The organism is Enterococcus sp. DIV0724b (assembly GCF_050531475.1).
Taxonomy (GTDB): Bacteria; Bacillota; Bacilli; order Lactobacillales; family Enterococcaceae; genus Enterococcus_L; species Enterococcus_L haemoperoxidus.
On record NZ_CP172890.1, the window covers coordinates 3,089,000 to 3,113,024 of the forward strand.

Annotated in this window: 20 protein-coding genes; 4 read left to right on the plus strand and 16 right to left on the minus strand. The window is 37.4% G+C overall.

Annotated elements, in window-relative coordinates; genetic code table 11:
* Positions 1-57 precede the first annotated feature (57 nt).
* The 7 genes from tilS to pth all read right to left on the minus strand — a co-directional run bounded on the left by tilS (position 58) and on the right by pth (position 8,653).
* On the minus strand, positions 58-1,440 hold the full coding sequence (tilS, locus tag IGJ02_RS14415) for a tRNA lysidine(34) synthetase TilS (protein ID WP_430602467.1): 1,383 nt from the start codon (positions 1,438-1,440) through the stop codon (positions 58-60).
* A 93-nt stretch (positions 1,441-1,533) separates the two neighbouring features.
* On the minus strand, positions 1,534-2,007 hold the full coding sequence (locus IGJ02_RS14420; RefSeq protein WP_010762496.1) for a S1 domain-containing RNA-binding protein: 474 nt from the start codon (positions 2,005-2,007) through the stop codon (positions 1,534-1,536).
* A gap of 43 nt (positions 2,008-2,050) precedes the next feature.
* Positions 2,051-2,512 (minus strand): FtsB family cell division protein, encoded by a 462-nt coding sequence (locus IGJ02_RS14425; protein WP_430602469.1) that lies wholly within the window; start codon positions 2,510-2,512, stop codon positions 2,051-2,053.
* Between the two features lie 63 nt (positions 2,513-2,575).
* On the minus strand, positions 2,576-2,851 hold the full coding sequence (locus tag IGJ02_RS14430) for an RNA-binding S4 domain-containing protein (RefSeq protein ID WP_010762494.1): 276 nt from the start codon (positions 2,849-2,851) through the stop codon (positions 2,576-2,578).
* 5 nt (positions 2,852-2,856) lie between these two features.
* Positions 2,857-4,440 carry a putative polysaccharide biosynthesis protein gene (locus IGJ02_RS14435; protein ID WP_010762493.1) on the minus strand — a complete coding sequence of 528 codons (1,584 nt, stop codon included), beginning with the start codon at positions 4,438-4,440 and terminating at the stop codon, positions 2,857-2,859.
* A gap of 79 nt (positions 4,441-4,519) precedes the next feature.
* On the minus strand, positions 4,520-8,053 hold the full coding sequence (gene mfd, locus IGJ02_RS14440) for a transcription-repair coupling factor (RefSeq protein ID WP_430602471.1): 3,534 nt from the start codon (positions 8,051-8,053) through the stop codon (positions 4,520-4,522).
* A 33-nt stretch (positions 8,054-8,086) separates the two neighbouring features.
* A complete protein-coding gene (gene pth / locus IGJ02_RS14445) occupies positions 8,087-8,653 on the minus strand; it encodes an aminoacyl-tRNA hydrolase (RefSeq protein WP_430602472.1) in 567 nt (188 codons plus the stop codon).
* 350 nt (positions 8,654-9,003) lie between these two features.
* On the opposite strand from pth, the gene IGJ02_RS14450 reads away from it, so the two are divergent.
* Entirely contained in the window at positions 9,004-9,984 is a 981-nt protein-coding gene (locus tag IGJ02_RS14450; protein ID WP_430602473.1) for an L-lactate dehydrogenase, read from the plus strand.
* A 94-nt stretch (positions 9,985-10,078) separates the two neighbouring features.
* Here IGJ02_RS14450 and IGJ02_RS14455 read toward each other — a convergent pair whose 3' ends face one another.
* From IGJ02_RS14455 to IGJ02_RS14470, 4 genes are read right to left on the minus strand one after another with little or no spacing between them, the layout of a single operon-like run.
* Positions 10,079-10,705, minus strand: a complete 627-nt coding sequence (locus IGJ02_RS14455) for a hypothetical protein (RefSeq protein WP_430602475.1) — start codon at positions 10,703-10,705, stop codon at positions 10,079-10,081.
* Between the two features lie 28 nt (positions 10,706-10,733).
* Positions 10,734-11,252, minus strand: a complete 519-nt coding sequence (locus tag IGJ02_RS14460; RefSeq protein WP_430602476.1) for a transcription repressor NadR — start codon at positions 11,250-11,252, stop codon at positions 10,734-10,736.
* A gap of 19 nt (positions 11,253-11,271) precedes the next feature.
* Complete coding sequence (locus IGJ02_RS14465; RefSeq protein WP_430602478.1) at positions 11,272-12,114, minus strand: chorismate mutase; 843 nt, start codon at positions 12,112-12,114, stop codon at positions 11,272-11,274.
* Between the two features lie 12 nt (positions 12,115-12,126).
* Positions 12,127-12,831 carry an NAD-dependent protein deacylase gene (locus tag IGJ02_RS14470; protein ID WP_430604121.1) on the minus strand — a complete coding sequence of 235 codons (705 nt, stop codon included), beginning with the start codon at positions 12,829-12,831 and terminating at the stop codon, positions 12,127-12,129.
* A gap of 228 nt (positions 12,832-13,059) precedes the next feature.
* On the opposite strand from IGJ02_RS14470, the gene IGJ02_RS14475 reads away from it, so the two are divergent.
* Complete coding sequence (locus IGJ02_RS14475; RefSeq protein WP_010762485.1) at positions 13,060-13,359, plus strand: hypothetical protein; 300 nt, start codon at positions 13,060-13,062, stop codon at positions 13,357-13,359.
* 200 nt (positions 13,360-13,559) lie between these two features.
* Here the strand turns inward: IGJ02_RS14475 and IGJ02_RS14480 are convergent, their stop codons facing one another.
* On the minus strand, positions 13,560-14,744 hold the full coding sequence (locus tag IGJ02_RS14480) for an IS110 family transposase (protein WP_430601783.1): 1,185 nt from the start codon (positions 14,742-14,744) through the stop codon (positions 13,560-13,562).
* 302 nt (positions 14,745-15,046) lie between these two features.
* The gene (gene queG, locus IGJ02_RS14485; RefSeq protein WP_010762484.1) at positions 15,047-16,192 is read right to left on the minus strand and encodes a tRNA epoxyqueuosine(34) reductase QueG; all 1,146 of its coding nucleotides are present in this window, start codon (positions 16,190-16,192) and stop codon (positions 15,047-15,049) included.
* Between the two features lie 343 nt (positions 16,193-16,535).
* Between queG and IGJ02_RS14490 the strand changes: the two genes are divergently transcribed.
* Entirely contained in the window at positions 16,536-18,458 is a 1,923-nt protein-coding gene (locus tag IGJ02_RS14490; protein WP_430602480.1) for a MucBP domain-containing protein, read from the plus strand.
* 188 nt (positions 18,459-18,646) lie between these two features.
* Here IGJ02_RS14490 and IGJ02_RS14495 read toward each other — a convergent pair whose 3' ends face one another.
* From IGJ02_RS14495 to IGJ02_RS14505, 3 genes are all read right to left on the minus strand, one after another.
* The gene (locus IGJ02_RS14495) at positions 18,647-19,693 is read right to left on the minus strand and encodes a zinc-binding alcohol dehydrogenase family protein (protein WP_430602481.1); all 1,047 of its coding nucleotides are present in this window, start codon (positions 19,691-19,693) and stop codon (positions 18,647-18,649) included.
* Between the two features lie 252 nt (positions 19,694-19,945).
* The gene (locus IGJ02_RS14500; protein WP_430602483.1) at positions 19,946-21,007 is read right to left on the minus strand and encodes a C45 family autoproteolytic acyltransferase/hydolase; all 1,062 of its coding nucleotides are present in this window, start codon (positions 21,005-21,007) and stop codon (positions 19,946-19,948) included.
* A gap of 26 nt (positions 21,008-21,033) precedes the next feature.
* On the minus strand, positions 21,034-22,683 hold the full coding sequence (locus IGJ02_RS14505; RefSeq protein WP_430602484.1) for a peptide ABC transporter substrate-binding protein: 1,650 nt from the start codon (positions 22,681-22,683) through the stop codon (positions 21,034-21,036).
* A gap of 225 nt (positions 22,684-22,908) precedes the next feature.
* Here IGJ02_RS14505 and IGJ02_RS14510 point away from each other — a divergent pair, with 225 nt between their 5' ends.
* Positions 22,909-24,012 (plus strand): NAD(P)/FAD-dependent oxidoreductase, encoded by a 1,104-nt coding sequence (locus IGJ02_RS14510; protein ID WP_010762479.1) that lies wholly within the window; start codon positions 22,909-22,911, stop codon positions 24,010-24,012.
* The last annotated feature ends 13 nt before the right edge of the window (positions 24,013-24,025 follow it).

Sequence of the window (24,025 nt, forward strand, 5' to 3'; positions counted from 1 at the left end):
ATCTTTAGTTATTATTTTATGCTATTTGCTTCTTTGAATAAAAGTAATTTTTAGACTTTACTCTTTTATTTTATAAAGGAGCCTGTAGAGTATTTTATCAGTTTCTTTAGGAATACTCAAATATGAATTTGCAAATTTTGGAACCCAAATAATCTTATCCTCAGCTGAAAGAATGACCCAAGCCTGATCTCTGATTAAATTAGGGATTTTTTGGTCAATGAAAAGACGGTTTAATCGTTTGGTTAAACTTGGCGTTAGCGAAATCCTGTCTCCGTCTTGCCGATGACGAACCGTTAATGGCAAAGGCGTCTGCTCAGTTATAAGCAAAGAAATCTCTGTCCAGTCTTTTACTGATTCAGGTGGTTCAATCTTTTTTCCTGCCGTTTCCATCCCCAGCCATTCCTTTTCGGAAAGAAAGACGTGATCGTTTCCATTCAACTGAAAGAGATTTTCTCTCTGAGTTAATTCATTTTTTTTCAGATAGAAGGTGTTATACTCTTTCATAACTTGCCATCCTTGCTCAAAATCCATGGATAACTGAGGGGCTGGTTGGTTGAGCAATAACAGAAGTTGTTCAATCTGCATCCGACTAACCGCCACGCCTTCTGGTACTATTGTACGTTGAAACAGGCTCATCAAGAAAAAAGTCTGTACACTTCTTTTTTCTTGTTTTAGCTCCGATAGCTGAACTAACCAGCCTTTTGTTGTTTTTTTCACCCATTTGTCATACTTTGGTTCTATAACCAACTGAATAATTTCATCAGCTAACGTGATTTGTTCACTAAAATCAGCTACATGCTGCAAAAACTTTGCGTTTTCTTTTTTTAAAACTGGCACAACTTGATGCCTTAAACGATTGCGCATATATGTATCGCTCTGATTTGAGCTATCTTCAAAATACACGATTTCCGATTCTTTAGCGAACTGCTCTAATCGTTCTTTGGAAAAAATTAAGAAAGGGCGAATCAACGTACCATTTCCAAACGATTGTCTTGCTCTAATTCCTACTAAATTCGGTAGAGCACTTCCTCTTGTCAGCTTCATTAAAATCGTTTCAGCTTGATCATCACTGTGGTGTGCCGTCAAAAGTGTAGGGATTTCTTCTTGCGCCATGAGTTCAGAAAAAAAATCATAGCGAAACTTACGAGCACGAGCTTCTGTATTTTTTGTCTTGTCTAGTTGTTCCCATACTTTACTATAGTAAGAAATTTCTTTTTTTTGGCAATAGCTTTTTAAATAGGCAGCTTCCGTTTTTGACTCTACCCGCAACTGGTGATCAATATGGGCTACTGCCAATTCTAAGTGGTCTTTTTGAGCAGCAGTTTGCATCAGCTCCAATAAAACCATTGAATCGACGCCACCTGAAACTGCTAATAAGATTTTTTGGTTTGGCAGCCAGTATTCATTTCTTTTACAATGATCGTAAAATTCTTGAAACATCTACTCACCTCTTTGTTTCATAGTTTATAGACTCCTCAAAAAATGCCCAAAACATAAAAGCCGAGCTTTCGCTCAGCTTCAATTATTTATTCGTTAGTTACGACGTCCGCCGCGTCCACCACGTTTACCTTCTGTGTTGCGTTTCAATGAAGTTAAACGATCATCGCTATCTTTCAAAAATGAGCTCATTAATGAATCAAAGTCTTGTTTTGAATTCATTGGTTGCGCTCTTGTAAATTGTTTTTTAGGTGCTGGACGTGCTCCGCGATCACGATTACCTTGATGCTCATTGTTATCACGACGTTGATATTCACGTTTTGGTTCTGCTGCTTGTTCTTGTGCTTTACGAATAGACAAGCCTACTTTACCGTCATCACCGACTGAGGTAACTTTTACCGTTACTTCATCCCCTACGGTCAATACGTCATGGATATCTTTTACAAACCCATTTGATACTTCACTAATGTGAACCAACCCTGTTTTTCCTTCACCTAGATCGATGAAGGCACCAAAATTAGTGATACCAGACACTTTTCCTGGCAACTTCGCTCCTACTTCAATTGACATAAAAAAAATGTTCCTCCTATTATTTACCCTATTATATCTGCAGTTATTCGCCTGATTGTTTTTCAGATGAATGAGACTGTGATTGACTGTCTGATGATTTTTGTTCATTACTGGAGCTAGTCGTTCCGCCTAACTCAGGAATGTTGTAGATTTGTTCGCCTTCTTTAGAGACATAATAACGGCTGCGGGCCAACTTCGCCACATAATCGTCATCCCTTAAAAGAGCAACATCTTGTTCTAAACGACTTAACTTCTTATCTGCTTCTGCCGACTCAGCCACTGCTTCAGCTTGCTGAGTTTTGAAGGCGCTCAGTTGCTGATAATCTTTCATCAGCTGGATACCTGAAACGATAAAAATCACAAACGCCACGAGAAAAACAACAGCCAGACGTCGGCGCCTGAAAATCAACTGCTTTTGCTGTTTTTGAAATTCAGCATACTGTTCTTTTGTATACTCATTATCTAATGCAGCAACTTTATCCATGTCTTTTTTCTTTTTGCCCATGTTTTCCGCTCCACTCGTTTTTTGGTTTGTCTGTCTTATTATACCAACATCTAAGAAGCTTGTCTAATCTAAATTATCACTATTTTCGACTCTTTTCTCTGAAACAACCTGATACATCTTTTCTGCATCTTCTTTTTTCGTCGAATCACGAAGTTCAAGTACTTCGATTTCTAAGATTTTATTGCCGAATTGGATCTTAACTTGGTCACCAATTTTTACGTTACTTGAAGATTTTGCCAAGATTCCATTGATTTGGATCCGGCCTTTATCCGCCACTTCTTTGGCTACAGGTCTTCTTTTAATAATACGCGAAACTTTCAAAAATTTATCTAAACGCATGTATCTTACCTCTTCATTCTTAATATTTTAGCTCCAAACGGTAATGTCAGCCATTCCCGAATTGTAAATAACTGTATTTTAATAACAATAGAAATAAACGTTGTGCCGCCAATTAAAACACCCACTATTGCAATAATTAAAGCCTGCCCACGATGTTCGACAGCTCCTAATACTATCCCAATAACCCCTTGGTAACAGAGTAACACAATTCCCATTGTTCCTAAACTAATCGATAATTTTTTAAAGAAATGATTTTCTATAATATAGCGATTGATTTCCTTTTTCGAAAAGAGAATGAGTAAAAATAAAGTAACTACTAATCCAACAATCGTTGAAACACTTGCCCCAAGCGTTCCAAAAGTATAGGTCAAAGAGCTTGTTAAGAAAAGCTTGACCAGTAAACCAATCCCAGCTGAAAATAGCGAGATGAAAAATTGATTCCGGCTTTGTAAAATACTTTGGTAGGCTTGAATGACTGCCATAAATGCAATCGAACAAACATATACTCCTAGCACACCATTCCCTTTATAATCTTTAAATAATGCAAAGTTTATATATGGCAATAACAATGTTAAACCTATCGAGGCTGCGGCAGCAATTGCTGTTGTTAACCGTAAAAAGATTTTAGCTGCCTGTAAGAATCGATCTTTTTCTTTGCTCGTGAAATATTTTGTCAATGTAGGTAGGAAACTTGAGCTTAATGCTAAGGCAACAACTAAACCTAACTGAACTAGAGGCTGCCCACGGTCATAGACCCCTTTATCGATTTTTGCTGCTGAGTCACTAATACCTGATGCTACTAAAGAGTTCTTAACAAAAAAAGAATCGATCAATTGAAAGAAAATCAAAAATGCGCTGTATAAAGAGACAATTCCACCTTCTACTAATAAGCGTCCAAATAATTTTCCTGAACCCTTTTCAACTTTCCACTGCGTAAGATAGGCTGAGCTACCTACACGGATTTTTTGATCATAATACCAAAGAATTCCAGCAGCAACAACACCACCAAACAAAGCACCGCCCATAGCGATCGTTCCGGTCTGATAAACAGACCAACCGAATCGACTAAAAGAGTATGCTGCAACCAAGATCACCCCTACCCGGACAAGTTGTTCCATCACTTGGGAAACGGCACTCGGAATCATCATTAAATGTCCTTGAAAATTTCCACGATAAAATGATAATACAGGAACCAATAAAAACGTAAACGAAACAACTTGAATCAAAGACGCTAATCGATAATCACCCATCATAAAGGCAATTTCATGACTTCCTAAGAAGAAAAACGCCCAACATAAACCTGCAATCATAAAGACAAACGGAAAGAGTTGTTGTAAAATTTTTTTCTGCCCACTGATATCTGGTTGTTCTGCTACAATTTTTGAAATAAACTGCGGCAGTCCCGACAACGCTAAGGTCATCGCAATACCATATATTGGGTAAACTTGTTGATAGACATAAAACCCTTCATCACCAACTAAGTTTTGAAAAGGTACTCGGTAAACTGCACTCAATACTTTGGCAATAAATGATGCAATAGTTAAAATAGCTGCTCCTTGCATCATTGACCGCATTTCTTTATGCGCCATTAATTGACCTCCTATTTTAAAGCGTAACAGGCTCGTTTAGTCTAGACTGGAAAATAGGAAGAATCGCTTCCAGTAATTTTTACTCTGACTCAACAGCCGTTGTCTTATACTTTTCTTGTCGTAACGCTGTGGTAAACAGTGCTACTTCCTGCAGCCAAGCAGCTTCTTTCATATCTTTAGGCACTTTTAAACGAACAGACATCTTTTCGTTATCTACAGCAAGATCTGCTTTTAACTGAGTCTGAGATAGCGCCTCAAATATTTGTTCTACGTTATAGGTTTTTGTCCCAATTTTACTTAAAGTAAAGGTAATTTCCTGCTGTCTCTTACGGATCGTTTCAACCAAGGCACGATCGCCATCCATTTTGATTTGACCTGTCGTTAATAGATGAGCCACTTCATCTGGATATTCACCGAAACGATCGAGTAGATCTGCTTCAAGTTCATCATACATATCCATATTTTCTAACTGACGAATTCGTTTATATATTTCAATTTTTTGGCGCTCATCTGAAATATAACTTGTTGGTAGATACGCATCAATGCCCAAGTCAATTTCAACAGAAGTTTTTTGATCTTGGACACTCTTCCCTTGTTTACGAGCAACTGCTTCTGAAAGCATTTGTGAGTACATGTCAAAACCAACAGAGTCAATAAAGCCATGTTGTTGCGCGCCTAATAGATTCCCTGCCCCACGAATCGATAAATCCCGCATCGCAATTTTAAATCCAGAACCTAGTTCAGTGAAATCTTTGATTGCTTCTAAACGTTTTTCGCTGACTTCATTTAAAATTTTCTGTTGTTCATACATAAAATAGGCATATGCGACACGGTTACTTCGACCAACACGGCCACGTAATTGATATAGCGTAGATAAGCCCATATAATCGGCATTTTCTACAAATAGTGTGTTGGCATTGGGAATGTCTACGCCTGTTTCAATGATCGTTGTCGTAACTAAAACATCGTATTGCCGTTCAATAAAATCAAATAAGGTATTTTCTAGTTGAACTTCTGTCATCTGACCATGCGCATATGCAATTCTAGCATCAGGCACCAACGCTTGGATTTCTTCAACTTTTTGTTCGATCGTATCGACTCGATTATAAAGATAGAAAACTTGTCCATCACGTGCCATTTCCCTTTCGATTGCTTCTCTGATCGCACCAGGATTGTTTTCCATAACATACGTTTGGATAGGATAACGATTTTCCGGCGGCGTTTCAATAACTGAAAGATCACGAACACCTAGCATCGACATATGCAGTGTTCTAGGAATCGGTGTTGCGGTCAGTGTTAAAACATCGACTTGCGCTCTTAATTGTTTCAAACGCTCTTTGTGTTTTACGCCAAAACGTTGCTCTTCATCGATCACCAACAATCCAAGGTCGCTAAAATTCACATCTTGCGAAAGTAAACGATGCGTTCCTACAACAATATCTACTTGTCCATGTTTGATTTTTTCGATAGTTTCACTTTGTTGCTTTTTTGTTCTAAAACGGCTCAACAAGCCTACTTCTACAGGAAAACCTTCGAAACGATCTAACATAGTCTCGTAATGTTGCTGGGCTAAAATCGTTGTCGGGACTAAAAAAGCCACTTGTTTATTATTGTTGATAGCCTTGAATGCAGCCCGCAATGCTACTTCTGTTTTGCCGTAGCCCACATCACCGACCAATAATCGATCCATTGGTCGTGTTTTTTCCATATCGTGTTTGATTTCAGCTGTACTACGCAACTGATCGTCTGTTTCACTATAAGGAAAGGCATCTTCAAATTCCTTTTGATAGGCATCATCTGGTGGAAAAGCATACCCTTTTTCAGATTCTCTTGAAGCATAAAGCTGGATCAAATCGTCTGCAATGTCTTCAATTTTAGAAGATACTTTACGCTTTGTTTTGCTCCATTCACTGCCGCCTAGTTTGTTGACTTTTGGTGATTTTGCTTCAGAAGCTACGAATTTTTGAATCAGATTAAGCTGAGTAACTGGAATAAATAGCTTATCATCATTTTGATATAAAATCGTGATGTAATCTTGGTGAACGCCATCAACTTCTAGCGTTTGCATCCCAATATATTTACCGATACCGTGATTAGCATGTACGACATAGTCTCCATTTTTTAAATCACTATAGCTTTTTAATCGTTCTGCGTTAGAAACAGTTTGACGACGTGCTCTTTTTTTCGTTGTTGTATGAAAAATTTCTTTTTCCGTGATAGCAACGATTTTTTCTACAGGTAATTCAAAACCTGATTGCAAAGAACCTTCAACAATTTGGATTTTTCCTTCTATTAATTTATCAGAAGATGCTGTTACACTTGAAATATCAAAATCACGAAACAGCTCTTCGACTTTTTGACTGCGTTCTTTCGTTGGGACAAAAACAACAACGGTCTGATCTTGTTTTTGCCAGCGATCCATTTCTGTTTTTAATAATGGCATTTGACCAAAGAACTGCTGCATCGAACGATACTGGAAATTATGAACCGCTTGAAAACGTAAATTGCCCATTCCTTTTTGAAATAAGGAAAAGAACGTTGTCGCAAAAGTCATTTTCCGTACTTGCTCATGAAACTCCAAGCCGAATGTCTGCTCTGGAAAAACACGCATTTCTTCTAATTTAAGCACTTGCCATTCATTTTCTTCACGAATTATTTCGCGTTCCGCTTCTAAAATCCGAGCATAATCATCTACAAAAACTAAACTATCTTCAGAAATATAATCCAATAATGTTGTCTTTGTTTCATATAAAAAATCTGTGTAATAGTGAGCCGTATCGGTAGGTATTCCTTGACTCCAAGATGTTGCCAATTGACCAAAGTAATCCTGAAGGAAGTCTTTTTCGGCGGTATCCTTAGCGATCGCTACTCTTTTTTCTAAAGCTTTGGTTAGCTGTTTTTCTCCATAGGCGAGGTCTTCATTTGAAAATACAAGATCTGTCATTGGTGAAAGTGTCACCGATTCAATTGCACTTACAGAACGTTGGGTATCTGCTTCAAAATAACGTAGAGAATCGATTTCGATATCGAATAGTTCTGCTCTGACTGGATATTCAGAATTTAATGGATAGACATCAACGATACTCCCTCGAATACTAAAATCACCGGGCTTGCCAACTAATGATTGGCGCTCATACCCCATCAAAACTAGTTGCTGTGCTACAGTATCTAGATCGATTTCTCCACCAATTTCCCAGTAAAGTTGGGCTTGTTCCCACGTTTGTTTACTTGGTAAATATTTTCTTAGACCAGCCACAGGGACAACGATGATCCCTGCTTGATCTGTTAAAAGAAAATTAAGTGCCGCTACTCTTTCTGCTCTAGCTTCTGGTGAAGAAAAGGCCATTTCTGCAGACAACACTTCATCAACAGGAAATAGATAAACCTCTTCATCTGATAAAATATTCCGAAAATCTTCCACTAGCTGATTGCCATAATAAAGATTTGGGACAGCAACGACGATTTTTTTATTTTTTTCTTTGTAGCCACTAGTCATGACCAGTGTTTTAGCAGAGCCAGCTAAACCTGTGATCAATTGGCGAGTATTTCCTGTTAGTTGCTTTTGCCAATCTCTTGCTAATTCACTTGCGCCAATACGTTCAATGATATTCAAAACAGGCTCCTCCTTCTATACTTTCTATTTTGCTTATTTGCCATTAAATTGATTCATCGTATCAACAAACGTATGTCCTTCACAAGCATAGATTGCGGCATCTGCTGCAATTTTCACTGCTAATAAAATCTCTTCATGTTTTTCTTTAGGAAAACCTGTCAATACATGATGAACGACCGTGTTACTGCCAATCGGGCGACCAATACCAATCTTGATTCTCGGAAACACATTTGTTCCTAAATGTGCTATCAAACTTTTTATGCCATTATGCCCTCCAGCACTGCCTTTTCCACGTAAACGGATCTTACCGATTTCTAGATCTAAATCATCATAAATAACGATCAAGTCTTCATCTTCTACACCATAATAGGTCATCAAAGGACCAACAGAACGGCCGGACTCATTCATAAATGTAAGGGGCTTGACCAACATGATTTTTTCTGTTCCTATAAAAAATTCAGCAATATCTGCTTCAAATTGGCTTTTATTAAAGGTTGCATTGTATCGGTGAGCGATTTCATCCACAGTAATAAAACCGATATTGTGTTTTGTTTCTTGGTATTTACTTCCTGGATTACCTAATCCGACAATCATTTTCATCTATTTATATTCTCCTTAATAAGAGGTGCTATTTTACCACCCTTTATTCATTCTCCAACACAAAATATCTGGGCAGGAGTATCCCTTGCCCAGTTTTTTTATAATTATACCATAAAACAAGCGATTTCCGACTCATTTAAATTCTTAAAAAAGCCGTAAGCTTCATTTATTCCATTAAAAAAGAAAAAAATCATAAAAACCAGAAATAGTGAATAATCGCACATAAAAGATTTTTCTTATGAAACACCTCTGAAAACTGTATCAATTTATATAAACAAAAAACGTGACAAACCTCACAAACGATGGTATTATCATTGTGATAAAACAATTATCTGAAAGGAATGATACACATGACTGCAGCAGTTGGAAACAAAGACCACCAAAAGGTAATTTTAGTTGGAGATGGCGCTGTCGGATCTAGTTATGCTTTTGCCTTAGTCACTCAAAATATTGCTCAAGAAGTTGGTATTATTGATATAGATACAAAGAAAACAGAAGGAGATGCCGCTGATTTATCTCATGCTTTAGCATTTACTTCTCCTAAAAAGATTTATGCAGCTACTTATGACGATTGTCATGATGCTGATCTTGTCGTGTTAACGGCAGGCGCTGCGCAAAAACCTGGTGAAACAAGAATCGATTTAGTTCATAAAAACTTAAAGATCAACAAACAAATCGTTACCGCTATCGTTGATTCTGGATTTAGCGGGATTTTCTTAGTTGCGGCCAATCCAGTTGATATTTTAACTTATTCTACATGGAAATTCTCAGGATTTCCAAAGGAACGCGTTATCGGCTCTGGAACTTCACTTGATTCAGCTCGTTTCCGTCAAGCAATCGCTGAATTAGTTGATGTAGATGCTCGTAATGTCCATGCGTATATTTTAGGCGAACATGGCGATACTGAGTTTCCTGTCTGGTCTCATGCCAATGTTGCCGGCTTACAAATTTATGAATGGGTTAAGAATAATCCAGATGTCGATGAAGAAGCAATGGTTAACCTGTTTTTCAATGTAAGAGATGCAGCGTATTCAATCATTGAGAAAAAAGGTGCGACATTCTACGGTATCGCAGCAGCCTTGGCTAGAATCACAAAAGCGATTTTAGATGATGAAGATTCTGTCTTTCCGCTTTCTGTTTACCTAGATGGTGAATATGGACAAAATGATATCTACATCGGTGCACCTGCCGTAATCAACCGTCAAGGTATCAAGCAAGTTATTGAAATTCCGTTGACAGATTCTGAAATGGATCGGATGAATGCTTCCGCTAATGCGTTGAAAGAAGTAATCAAGTCAGCGTTTGAAAAGTTTGAAGCTGAAAATAATTAAACAATAAAACATCCCATCAAAATTAATTATAAAAATCTCTACCAGCAAAGATTATTCATTCTGGTAGAGATTTTTTTATGGAATCGTTAATAAATTACTTGTTTTGCAAATATTCTAACATCACATCTGAGTCCTGTTCATCAACGTTTCCAGCATAATTAGGCGTTGCTAACGACAAGCCACCACTTTTATTCACAAAAACATACAGATTGCCAGCCATCACACGATCTTGATCACTAAACAATCGATCTCCTAATACTAATTCAGTATTCACCTTAACTGTCCGTATTTCATGTGTATCAGCCGAAAAAATACGGATTGTTTTTGTAGGATTTTGTTGATAAGAAATTGCATAGCTCGTCATAAAATCTCCATCTGGACTTTTAATAGTAAATGAGGCTGTTCCCTGACTCCCTTGCTCAACTGTCAATGCGATTTCCTGAGGAATATTCATCCCATTGTTATAAAACGTTGCTGCTTTTACCGCATCTAGTGACACATCGTAAGGGTATTCGTTGCTCATATCAGTTGTTGACGATTCTTTAGAGTTTGAATTTTTTGATGACTCACTTGTTGCAGATACAGCTAAATTACTTGTACTTTTTTCTGTCATTTGACTAACCGAACTGCTGGTACTACTTGTACTACTATTGTTTTCGCCACTTGAGCACCCCGCTAATAATAACAACATTCCCAAGCTAATCATAACGTACTTTTTCATATTTAGTTCCAACTCTCTCATTTTTTTATTAACCATTGTACAAAATACCTTTTTGTGCCAAAACTTCTTTGATCTGTCTAAATATTTCTTCATTTTCACAACGTATCGTATGCAAATGAATACCTCCAGTTAGCTCAGACAATAGTGAAGCAGTGCTTTTTTTATAAGATACAACAAACTCTTTCACTTCTTTTTCAGTACGAATGTGCAGTCCTCCAGTTAATTCACCATAAATTGGATGTTCCACCACTACATCGATTATTTCCCCACCTAATGATACTATCGTCATTAGTTCATCTTCTGTTTGATTCGGCATATGTTGGCAAGCGATTTTTCGAATAATCCCCTCTTTATCCTTTTCAAATTCAAGTAAATAGCCTCTAGCAGTTGCGATAATTTCATATCCCGCTGCTCTTAAGAGTGCAACATCCCCAACCACGATTTGGCGGCTGACTTTAAATTTTTGGGCAAAACGACTGGCACTGATGGGCTTTTCTGCTGATTCTAATTCAAGTAAAATCGCTTCTCGCCTTTTTACGCCATCCATTCAGATTCCTCCTGTCCTCTTAATCCATTTGCTTTTGCTGAAACTTCTTTGACGCATCCATAATTCCTTGATACGTTTCTTTGATCACATCTCTATACGCATCATTTTTAATATAAGTAGCGATTTTTCCCAATACTTCTTGCTCTCTTGATGCGTCTAGGATTTGCTTATCAGCCGTTTTTTTGATTGTGACGATTGCTTCTATTGCATCCATACGTTCTTCTAATAATGCGACAATTTTTTTGTCCAACGTATCGATTTTACTTCGTTGAACGGTTAAGGGAGATTGTTTTTTTTCATCCAATTCGATTTCTTTGAGGATTTTCGCTGGATTGCCGCCGATCACACAATTATCTGGAAATGATTTTGTTACGACTGAACCGGCTGCTACTACAACGTTATCGCCTAAAGTCACACCTGGAGTGATTACAACGCCGCCTCCAAGCCAAACGTTATCCCCCATTGTAATCGGCTTTCCGTATTCCAATCCGCTATTTCTTTTGACTGGATGCAAAGGATGCGTTGCTGCATACAATTGAACATTTGGTCCAAACATACAGTTATCCCCAATCGTAATCGGACATATATCTAGAAAGATACTGTTAAAATTCGCATAAAAGTTTTTACCAACATGGATATTAAACCCATAATCAAAACTGATCGACGGTTCAATGTAACTGCCAGTACCAGTAGTTCCAAATGTTTCTTCCACTAATTGACGACGAATTTGACTGTCTTCTTCTTTGTTAATCAACTTCATTTGTTCCCTAGCAAACTTGCGAGCGGTTGCTAACTCTGGATCACCAGCAAAATAAAGTTCGCCATCAATCATTTTTTGTCGTTCTGATTTTATTTCTTCCATGTTAAAACTCCTCTATACTATATTTTCGAAAACCTTTACGGCATCTTCTTTTAAAAAATAAGCTTCTCTATTTAATTGAACTGCGGATTCGTTGATCACTAAAATCTCCGAAGTATCTGATGCATAATGGATCAAATCACAAAACGGATGTACTTGAAAACTAGTTCCTACAATTACGATCAATTCAGCTTTAGAAACAGCCTCAATCGATGTAGCAATTGCTTGTTCTTTTAAACCTTCTTCATACAATACGATATTAGGACGAATCTGGCCACCGCATTGATCATGTCTATCAGAGAATAAATATGTTTTTGCGGAAACTTTTTGTCCACATCTTGTGCAGTAACAATCATATAAATCTCCATGAAAATCAACTAAATGTTGTGTGCCTGCCGCCTTATGAAGTCCGTCTATATTTTGTGAAATAACCCATATGTTTTTAGATTTTTCCAATTCTGCCATTTTTTTGTGAATGGTATTTGGTTTGGCGTTCGGATGATACATTGTTTGCACAAATGAATAAAATTTCTTTGGTTCTTCAAGTAAACATGTTTGACTTAGCAAATATTCAGGTCGTTCGATTCCAGTATAAATTCCGGACAACGAGCGATAATCAGGCACTCCAGAAGCAGTGGAAACACCGGCACCTGTCAAGAATGTGATCTTTTCAGCTTGCTCGATCATGGATACAGCTTTCTCTTTATCAATTGTTTGCATCATTTCATCTCCTACTAAGTGTATTATAACGTAAATAAGGAGTAGAGAGAAAATAAAATGAAAAAAAATAGATTATTCTTCAGCGTTGAAACACTATTTATAAACACGAATATACGGACTAAAAACAAGTGAGAAGCTGTTAAGAATGTTAGGTTTTTCACTGTCTTTTCATGACAAACAAAAGAGAACGTGATAGAATACTAATGTATAAAAGTGAGGTGAAACTTCGTGGTAGCATTTATTATTTATTGGGCAGCTATTTTAGTCTGCATTGCTTGGGGTGTCTTGAGTTTATGGTTTTCAATTTACTATCTTTCACGTAAAGAAAATGGAAATCTATGGGCGTTTGCATTCTTCAACGTTCTTGCAGGTATTGTTTTAGCAATTGTTTTAGTCATTTACAAAACGTGGGATTTCGATATCTTAACTTATTCAAGCTTGATTTACACTATTTTAGCTTCATATGGTGTGTTAACAGTTTTACAAGCTATTTTAGGCCGCGAACCAAAAGAAGCTGCAAAAGCTTAATATTATTCTTTGACTATCAAAAAGAGCGCGAAACAAAACTAAGAAACAGTTTTGTTTCGCGCTCTAAATCCAAATAAACGGCGAGAAAAAAGCAGCTCCTTCGGAAATAAGCTTTTTATACGAAAACTAATACTGTAAAAAAACAAAAAAAAGCTACCTCCTACTGAAACCGTAGTTAGCTAAAATTGGTCTAGAACGCTTCAACAGTTATTTGTTAGAGTGTTCTTTCTATTTTGTAAATAACTTCCTCCAAGTTCATTATAGCGGGACTGATCGGAAAACATCCGATAAATGATACGTATTAATAAATGAACGGTCGCAACAACCGATTTTTTATGTCCAGCATTTCTTCTTACCCGAAAGAAAAATGCTTGGATTCGATTGGGTTTCCCTTGGGAAACCGCTAGTGCTCCTTGCGCTAAGACCTTCTTTAGATAAGAATTTCCTTTTCCTACCCGTTTACTTCGATTCTTTCCAGCACTTTGATTGTTTCCTGGACTCGCTCCTGCCCATGAAGCCAAATGTCCAGATGTCGGGAAAACAGACATATCTATCCCCACTTCTGCGAGTACAACTGCCGCTGTTCTTCGATTGATTCCTGGGATTTCCTCCAAACGTTCTACGTATTCTTCATAAGGAACGAGATAGTCGTTGATTGTTTCTTCGACTTCTACTAGTTGTTTTTCTAAGCACTCAATTTGAGTGAGATGAAGAGCTAACATTTTACGATAATGAGGTGTCATAAATCCTTCTAGGGATTCAAGCAATTGAGGCACTTTTCTGCGTAAGGTAGTGTACACACACTCGAGAATGAGTGACTCTGTGATTGGTTTATTTTCAATTAAGGCATAGAGTAAGGCTCTGCCAGATTTTCCATAGATATCTTTAATCACTGAGGTTAATTTGATTCCAGCATTCTGCAGGACCATGTGCCCCCGATTTTTTTCTCGATTCAAATCTTCTACTAAGTGCTTGCGATAACGTGTTAAGTCTCTCAATTCCTGAATAGGTTCTGGTGGAACAAAACTTGTAGGAACGACTCCTAATCGAGTGAGACGAGCAATCCATTCCGCATCTTTCATATCCGTTTTTTTTCCTGGAATATTTTTGATGTGGCGAGGATTCGCCAACTGTAAATCAAAATGATTTTGTAAAATTCGCCAGACACATTTCCAATAAACACCCGTGCTTTCCATGCTTATGTGTGTGACTTCGTAAGAAGTCAACCAATCAGATAAGTCAAAAAGACCACGAGTTGTCGTATCAAAACTACCAAAGAATTTTTCTGGGCGTTTTTTTCCTTCAGCAGAACGAATAATACACGCAACAATTACTTTTTGATGGATGTCTAATCCAGCACAACAAGAACGAAGTACATCTTCCATTTTCAACATTCCTCCTTGAAAAAAAGTACAGAAGAGGCTATTCTACTTATAGAAACAAATTTATTTTTATACGCAGGTTCTATGACCTAATGATTGGTACAAATAAGTAGAATGATCTAGTTTGTCCCTCAAGGTTACTTGGAGAAGAACCTCAATAAGCGATCGACCTACAAGCCACTTCTGTCATCTCTAGTATGACAGGAAATAGCCTGTAGGTCGATCACTTTATTTTCATTCTGTTTGGTGAGGGCGGTAACCCTCATGAGTGTTTGTCTCGGCCTCTTTTTCTATATACTAAAAACCTACTTTTCTAGCTGTTTAATTGCATTCTTTATTTCTACTAGTACTTCTTCTTCTGGCTCTATCTCCAACAACTCATTTAAAACATTGAGCCATTTTTCTGCTTCTTTGTTCCCTAATTTTCCAATTGCCCAAGCCGCTGTTCCCCTAATCACAGGTCGAACATCTTCTTTTGCACAAACTAAAATTTCCGGCAATGCACTTCGATCTCCTAAATTTGCTAGGGCAATCAACGCATTTCTCTGGAGTGGCTTTTTCCCTCGCCAAGAACCTGATAGATGTCCAAACTGAGTTTTAAATTCTTTATTCGACATACTTAACATTGGTTTTAACTTAGGGTAAACAGTTTCAACTTCTGGTTCCATTTCTTTATGAAAGTGAAAGTCTTTCCCTCTATTATAAGGACAAACCAGCTGACAAATATCGCAGCCATAGATAACATTATGCATTTTTTTCCGATATTCTTCTGGCATCATCTCTTTTGTTTGTGTTTGATAAGATAAACATTTTTTTGCGTTCATACTGCCGTTGCCTAACAGTGCTTGTGTAGGACATGCCGTTACACAACGCGTACAATCACCACAGCCAAAGGGGACTGGTTTATCTACTTCAAAATCAATATTCGTTACAATTTCTCCTAAATAAACAAAAGAACCAAATTCTTCTGTGATCAACAACCCATTTCTTCCAATAAACCCTAAGCCAGCACGTTGAGCAACCGCCACATCCACTAATTCTCCTGTATCTACTTGGGGGGCAAAACGCCAACTTTCCGTTTCTTCTAAGTTTTGGGCTTGCGAGTGAATAAACTCAATCAACTTTCCTAATCGGTCGCGCAAAACATCGTGATAATCAATTCCCCAAGAAGCCCGAGCGAACATTCCTCTTTTTTCATCTCTCGGTACTTTCCCTTCAATTTTTGTTGGATAAGCCAAGGCAATGGAAATAATTGTTTTCGGATTTTCAAATGTTTTTTCTGGATAGATCCGTTCTTCGATCACTTGATGCTCAAATCCTGAATTAAACCCGAGTTCTTTTTGTTCTTTCAACGAATCTTCTAATTCATAAAAAGGTTCCGCTGAAGCAAAACCGATTTTATCGATCCCTAAACGTTTACTTTCCTCTATTATTTTTTGTTTTAATGTCATTTTTTGTACTCCTTATTCTAAAAACTAAATGAGAGCGTATAACAATAACGTTCTACTCCACCGACCGTGCACTTTTCCATATCAATTCACTTTATTATAAGCTACTCGTCAAAATCTTGTCATCTTTTTAATCCGAGCCACAACTGAACATTTTTTAATTTAAATTTAATTATAAAAAACTTCAAAAACCCATGAAAATAAGTATTAAAAGATTTTTCTAACATAATTATATACTTTTTTAAATAATTAATGAATTTTATTCATATTTTTATGATAAAATGATTTGTGATAATATTCTTTTATTATCAACACACACCTATTATGAACCATGGAGGAAAAACATATGAAAAACAGGCACAGAACACTAATACATAAGAGAAAGACGATCCGGACAGCCATGATTTTTGCTTTATTGGTACCGTTATTTCTAACATCGTCTTTTGTTTTTGCGGAAGATAGCACACCCGCAAATGAACAAACAACTCCATCTCAAACAAAAAAAGACTTAGAAACGACAGAAACAACGCTAAAATCTTCTACAACTTCAGAAAATTCTGCTTTTGAAGAGCCAACTGTATCAACGACTTCAGTTGAGAGCGATACCACAGTTTCAACGTCAGATTCTACAACTACTGAAGAACCAGCCGTTGCCTTTATTACTCCTAAAGCTGATACTATCACGATTGCTGATCCAATTTTGAAACAAGCGATTTTATCGACTCTAGGGTTACCTAGCGACAGTGAATTGACTCAAGCAGACATGGAACGTCTAACGAATCTTTCCCTTAATTCAGCTGAAATAAGTACGCTTTCTGGATTAGAACATGCAACAAATTTAAGTTCTATTTATATGAATACAACGAATAATATAACTGATTTTAGCCCGTTAGAACAACTATCTTCTTTAACCTTTGTCACGCTTCAAACGAAGAGTTTAACTAGTGCTAACTTCCCTGACTTAAGCAACAATACTGGACTGACAAATCTTAGTTTAGGCTCTACAAGTATTGATGACGATATCTTGCCTAAAATTGCTCAGTTAACATCATTAACACGGATTTACATGGATTCCAATATGAACATTACGACGATTGCTCCATTTAAAGTACTTCCTAATCTAAAGTCACTTTCGGTTCAGTTTTGTGGTATCACAGATTTCACGGTAATCAACGAGTTTCCTGCTCTTAACGATCTAGCAGCATTCGGACAAAATACAGGTCGAAATGATCTACCAACTACAATTGGTCGTTCTACATTAGATTATGATTTTGAACAACAAACTTTATTCATACCCTTTTCTATGATGCCAAACAGACTGACAAATTTTGATGGCCATGTTCCACCATTCACCACATCAAATTCTGCCAGCAATACTTATCTTGATTTTAACGGTACACAATTACCTGCAAATCGTTTACAAATCACTGATGAAGGGATCAAGATTTCTGGCGTCACAGAAGATGAATTTGCAAACCTTTCCAGCTTTGAATACAATGCTCGTTTAAACAATCCAGCAGGCTCTTACGCTCAACCACCTGGCTTTACTTTTTATGCGATATCATCAGGAACTTATTTACATCAATTCAACGTTCTTGATGATGGTAAACCTGTAACGATTCAATATCAGGATACTGACGGGAAATTATTACTGCCTAGTGAAACACGCTCAGGCTTAGTTGGTCAAACGTTTGAGATCCCAGCTCCACTCATTCCTAATTATGAGCTAACTGAAATACCTGCTAATGCCACCGGCAGTTTTTCTGATCAAGAACAAACAGTGACGTTTGTGTATAAACAATACAAACCAATCATTGAATTATTAGGCAAAGTGACTGTTCATTATGTGGATACAGATAATAAACCACTTCATGAACCAGCTTTGGAGCAAACTGGTGAAGTTGGAGAAACTTTCACAACACAACAACTTACATTCAAAGGGTACACTTTGAAAGAAGTCAAAGGCGACACTACAGGTACATTTACCCAAGAAGATCAGATTGTAACTTATGTTTATACTAAAGATGATAAAACAGACCCTACTACATCAACGGATTCTTCCGAAACAAAAAATTCAACAGAGCAAGTAGCCAATGCGTCTCAAAACAGCCACTCACCAAAAACAAATACTAATTTTAATGCTTCGGCTAAAAAGAGACTTCCTGTTACTGGCGAACATTCCAACTATATTTGGTTATTCCTTGGTCTTGGTCTTATCGGATTCGTAAATTATCAGTTTGTGCTAAAAAAAGTAAGACAAGAAAAATAAACGTTTCATAATCAAAAAAGGCAAGAGCCAACAAAAGTGTACAAATACTTTTGTTGGCTCTTGCCTTTTTCATTACCGAGTTGAATTTGAAGCACTAGTGTGGCATTTAGGAATCACAAGCAAGCTACTCACCGTAAAATAGCTACCTAAACAAATCACTTTTCACTCTATATAACATGATCAGCTGCTTATTCCGGCTGTCCATTAAATAGTCCACTTACTATGACTTTCCCTCTCATATGACCTGATTCAACATCTTCTGTCGCTTTTTTCAAATTCGCTGCATTAATTCCATCGGTATAAGCCTTACCCACCGTTGCTACTAGCTTTCCAGCTTCTGCAAGTTGAGCGATCAAGGATAGTGCTGCTCCTTGTGTTTCAATTTGATCATTAAAATCTGTTTTAGCAAACATATACTCCCAGTCAAAGCTGACAGACCTATTTTTCAGTTGACTGATATCTAAATTCCCATCTAAACCAACGATCGTTCCAATATGTCCAAAAGGGGCGATCAGTTCAGAGATATCGTTAAAATATGGAAGGATATTGAATAAAACCGCCGCATAATCGACTGTGTGAATCCCTAATTTTTCTAAGCTTTGTTTGAGATCTTGATGATAATCGATTGGGTAATCTACACCAAGTTTTTTTAACCAGTCAAAATTTGCGGGACTCGCTGTAGCGTACACCGTTAGCCCGGCCCAATGAGCAAGCTGATTTAAAATCGATCCAACACCACCTGCTCCATTGATCACTAAAATCGTTTTCCCTTGATTCGCATTCTCTTTTGGAATCAGTCCGAATTTATCAAACAATAACTCGTATGCTGTCAATGATGTTAATGGCAAGGCCGCCGCTTCTTCATCACTTAAATTTTTAGGAGCTAAGGCGGCAATTCCTTCGTTGACTAGTTGAAATTCTTGATTACTGCCCGCACGTTTTGTTGTTCCTGCATAAAAAACACGATCACCAGTACTAAATTTACTAACATTTTCACCTACAGAGACGACTTCTCCAACACCATCAAATCCCAAGACCGTTAATTGTGTTTGTTTTTTTGGCACTTGTCTTAATTTCGTATCGACGGGATTTACGGAAACAGCTTTGACTTTCACAAGAATATCTTGAGGACCTGGTAGTGGAATCGTTTTGTACTCGTCCATAAAACTTGCTTCATTTTTAATTGGTAAACCTTCAAAAAAACCGACTGCTTTCATTTGTTTGTTTTCATTCATATATTCTTCCTCCCATCCCCTCTTTAATAATCAGTATGAACCCATTCTTGTAAGATTGAAATTAATTCGTCTTGTAAAATATGGAGAGATTTCAATCTGATTGATTCAATTGACTATCTTGAAAAATTCTTACTTTGTATGATGGTGTCAAAAAAGGACCGGGCCATACAACACGATTTCAAATGAATTTTAGGAAGAAGAAGACTAAAAAAACATACTAAGTTTACCCTCTAATCTTAGTATGTTTTTTATTTATCCAAACCTTTGCTTGAATCGATACGTATAAAACGGCTGCTCACAAGCATTCCCAAAAGCTAAATGCATCTCACCTTTGCCTAAATCAAAGACCATCGATGCCAATGATTTTGATAGTGGGTGTTCTGGTGATGGATGATTACAGACGCTTTTTGGAAAATTACGATGATTTGCTAAAAACTGTTTCCCTAGCTCCGCATCGATAATACCATAATTTTCACTAACGATCGCTTCCATCGCTTCAAAACGAGAATGAGATGTTTTAGAACCACCTTCTTCTGGTTCCTCTAACGCAATACTATTATGATTCGCATGGATCATCACATCTGCTGGCTCATGCTCATAAATCTTATTTGGAAAACATTCAAAACTTGCGATTCCTTCAGTTGTATGAGATAAACTAAACTGATTTGGCACTGCATGAGGAACACTGTAAAGATACTCGCGTGCTTCTTTTAAGCTTTTTTTATTAAGTAGCTCTCTAATAATTCCAGCTGTAGGAACGCCCTCTTTGCGCTGACCATTATCGATATACGTCCACATCACAGCTAAGCCATAATTATTCATGCCCATATAAGCGGGAATACCTGGATGACTATAAATCAATGATTCAAAATCAGATTCACTATCGTGATGATGTACAACACAATCGACCTCAGAACGGTATTCATCAAGACGTTCATCATTCGTTTGACCACATATCACGGACCCGTCAAAAGTAGCATTTCCTTTCGCTGCAAATGAGGTACATTTGTCACTGATCAATTCGTCAAAAAATGATCGTTCATAAACAGTATACAAATACAAAATTTCTTGAAAATCCACACCGCTTCCTTTCGCAACACCCCGCATTTCAGCAGCCACATCTGGTGCAAATTTTTCTGTATAGTCAAGATATACCTGCGCTTTTTCCAACCATTTGGTAATGATTTCAGTTGAATCTTTATAAAATAATTTTTGACTAGATAAGTTTGTTTCGATCTGCATTTTTAGCACTTCGCCGATTTTGACCCCACGTTCAAATGCTGAGCCTGTTACTTCTATATAGCGATGAATCATTTAATCTCCACCTTTTCTATGTTCACTTACTTTTCAATGGATGTCCATTTATAATCATATTCTGGGCCAGACGGCACTATCCCTTTGACCTTTGGATTACGTAAATGCGCTTCTGCTTTTTGATACACTGGGCAAACACCCATCGTATCCATTAAAATATTTTCCGCTTCAATCAAATCATTCCAACGAGCTTTTGGATCACCTGCATTTGTTGTAGCAGAAGCTTTCAAGTATTTATCAAATTCTTTGTTGGTATATTTACCGCTGTTATTGATATTATCTGATGCAAATAATTCCAAGAACACGCTTGGATCGTTGTATTCTGCACCCCAACCAACTAGAATCATATCAAAATCACCTTTATTCCCACGTTCTAAACGAACAGAAAGGGGGACTGATGAGACTTCGACTGTCACGCCTGTCAAGGTTCCTTGAATTGCTCCTTGCATGTATTCTACCACTTTTTTTGCAGAATCAGCATCGGATGAAAGCAAATTGATTTTTAAAGTGTCGATTCCTAATTCAGTTTTTGCTTTACCCCAATATTCTTTGGCTTTTTCTGGATTATATTTCAAATGATTACCTGAATTTTTTACAAAATCAGCTTCCGTTTCAGGGTTGAATGACATATTTTTCGGTACTAAACCTGTTGCTGCAATTGATCCATCTCCTAAGACTTGATCTACTAGAGTTTGACGATCTAACGCGTAGGAAATTGCTTTTCTGAGATTTTCATTTTGGAATTCTTTTTTTGTTTGATTATATTCTACATATGTCGCATTTGACATATCTTGCGAGAAAAATGCTTGATCATCTACCATTTGTTGTGCCAACTCACCCGTCACAACGATGTCATCAGTTTGCCCATCTTGAAATAGATTTAATGCCGTCGCATCTTCTTTTACTACATCAAAATTGATTTTTTCCATCGTCACATTGGCTTGATCCCAATAGGTATCATTTTTTACATACGCCCATTTTGTATCAGTCCCTGCCCCTTCAAAGTCACTTAAAACAAACGGTCCATTATAAACCATATGCTCACTTGAACTGGCATATTTTTCGCCGCTTTCGTTGATGATTTTTTCATTTTGTGGGAAAAATGGTGGTAATGACAATAAGGATTCCATATAGGGTACAGGTGATTCAAGCGTCACTTCTAATTCATGATCACTCAATGCTTTTACGGCTAATTCTTCTGCTGGTGTCTTCCCATCCATGATTGCTTGATAATTTTTGATTGATTCAAATAGGTAAGCCACTTCTGAAGCAGTCTTTGGCTCGACTGTCCGTTGCCATCCATATACATAATCTTTTGCAATAACAGGATCGCCATTTGACCAAACGGCATCTTCGCGTAATTTAAACGTATAAGTCAACCCATCTTCACTGACTTTTGGCATTTCCACAGCACCTGCTGGAATCAATTTCCCTTTTTTATCTGCACGGAACAATCCTTCACCTGTATTTTTCAGTACACCCCAACCGACAACATCATTTGTGACAGATGCATCGATCGATGGAATTTCTTGTTTTGCAACAACTGAAAATGTTTGTCCGTTGTTTGTTGATTTTTGACTCATTTCGCCAGTCTTTTCTTTACCAGAACCACATCCGCCAAGCAAAATGATGCAGCTTGTCGCAGCTAGTAAATACCCTAATCTTGTATTTCTCATTTAGTAACCTCCTATATGATCGACATTTATTTAAAAAAATATAACACTCATTATCATACCATAAAAAATTAGCGTTTTCTCATTATTTTCAAGTTATTCTTTTACCGAATTTTATTTTTATAGACATAATATCCAGCGCATTAGCCTTCAAAATTCCTTGCATCCTCTACAAACTTATGTGAAAATGAATTACTTGATTTCATAAAGATATAAAAGGAGTTACTCATGAAAAAATTAGCGATCATAGGCGGCGGAATCATTGGTTTGACCTTAGCCAACTACATTGATTTAACAAAATATAGCGTAACCGTGTATGACAATCCTGTTGGACAAGCTACTAAAGCTAGTGCTGGCATCATCTCCCCTTGGCTTTCAAAACGCCGCAATAAAAAATGGTATCAACTAGCTAAAGACGGGGCTGCATTTTATCCGAAATTAGTACAGGACTTTTCTCTACCACATACTGTTTATCAGCAAACCGGTACCCTGATTCTTCGAAAAGACGGTGAACTTGGATCACTTATGCAACTAGCAAAAGAAAGAAAACAGGATGCACCTGAAATCGGAGACATTCACTTATTGTCAGCAGAGCAAGTCACAGAAAAACTACCTTTATTAAAAGCACAGCCAGCCTTATTTATCACAGGCGGTGGAAAATTAGACGGTGCTAGCTACTTGGAAACATTAAGACAACGTGCGCTAACCAAAATGATCACCATAAAGACTGACACAGCCAAACTTAGTCGAACACAGGAACATTGGCTTGTTCAGACACCTAACGAAACAGAACAATATGATGCAATTGCACTATGTGCTGGACCAGGATTGCCTTCATTGTTAAATCCGCTTGGATATTCCACGGATATTAGAGCACAAAAAGGGCAGCTATTAGCTTTTGAAACATCCTTCAAAAACAGCGGCAGTTGGCCAGTCGCGATGTTAGATGGCGAAAGTGATTTGATTCCGTTTGAAGATGGACAAATCTTAGTCGGTGCAACACATGAAAATGATGGTGGCTTTGATTTAACACCAACGAAAGAGGCGTTTTCTTTACTACAACAAAAAACAGTTCCTTTTCTGAATGAGGCGGCTTTTTTCGAAACCAATCCTGCGAATTATCGTGTCGGGACACGCGCCTATACATCCGATTTTGCTCCTTTTTTCAATTATTTACCTGATAATCCCACAGCCGTTGTGGCTAGTGGTTTAGGGTCTTCTGGGCTGACAACCGGACCTTATATCGGCTTTCTCTTAGCGAAGTATTTCAATGAAGGGAAAAACGATTGGGAGAACTATCAAAAACCGATTGAAACTTACGTATCAAAATAAAAACAAGCAGGAA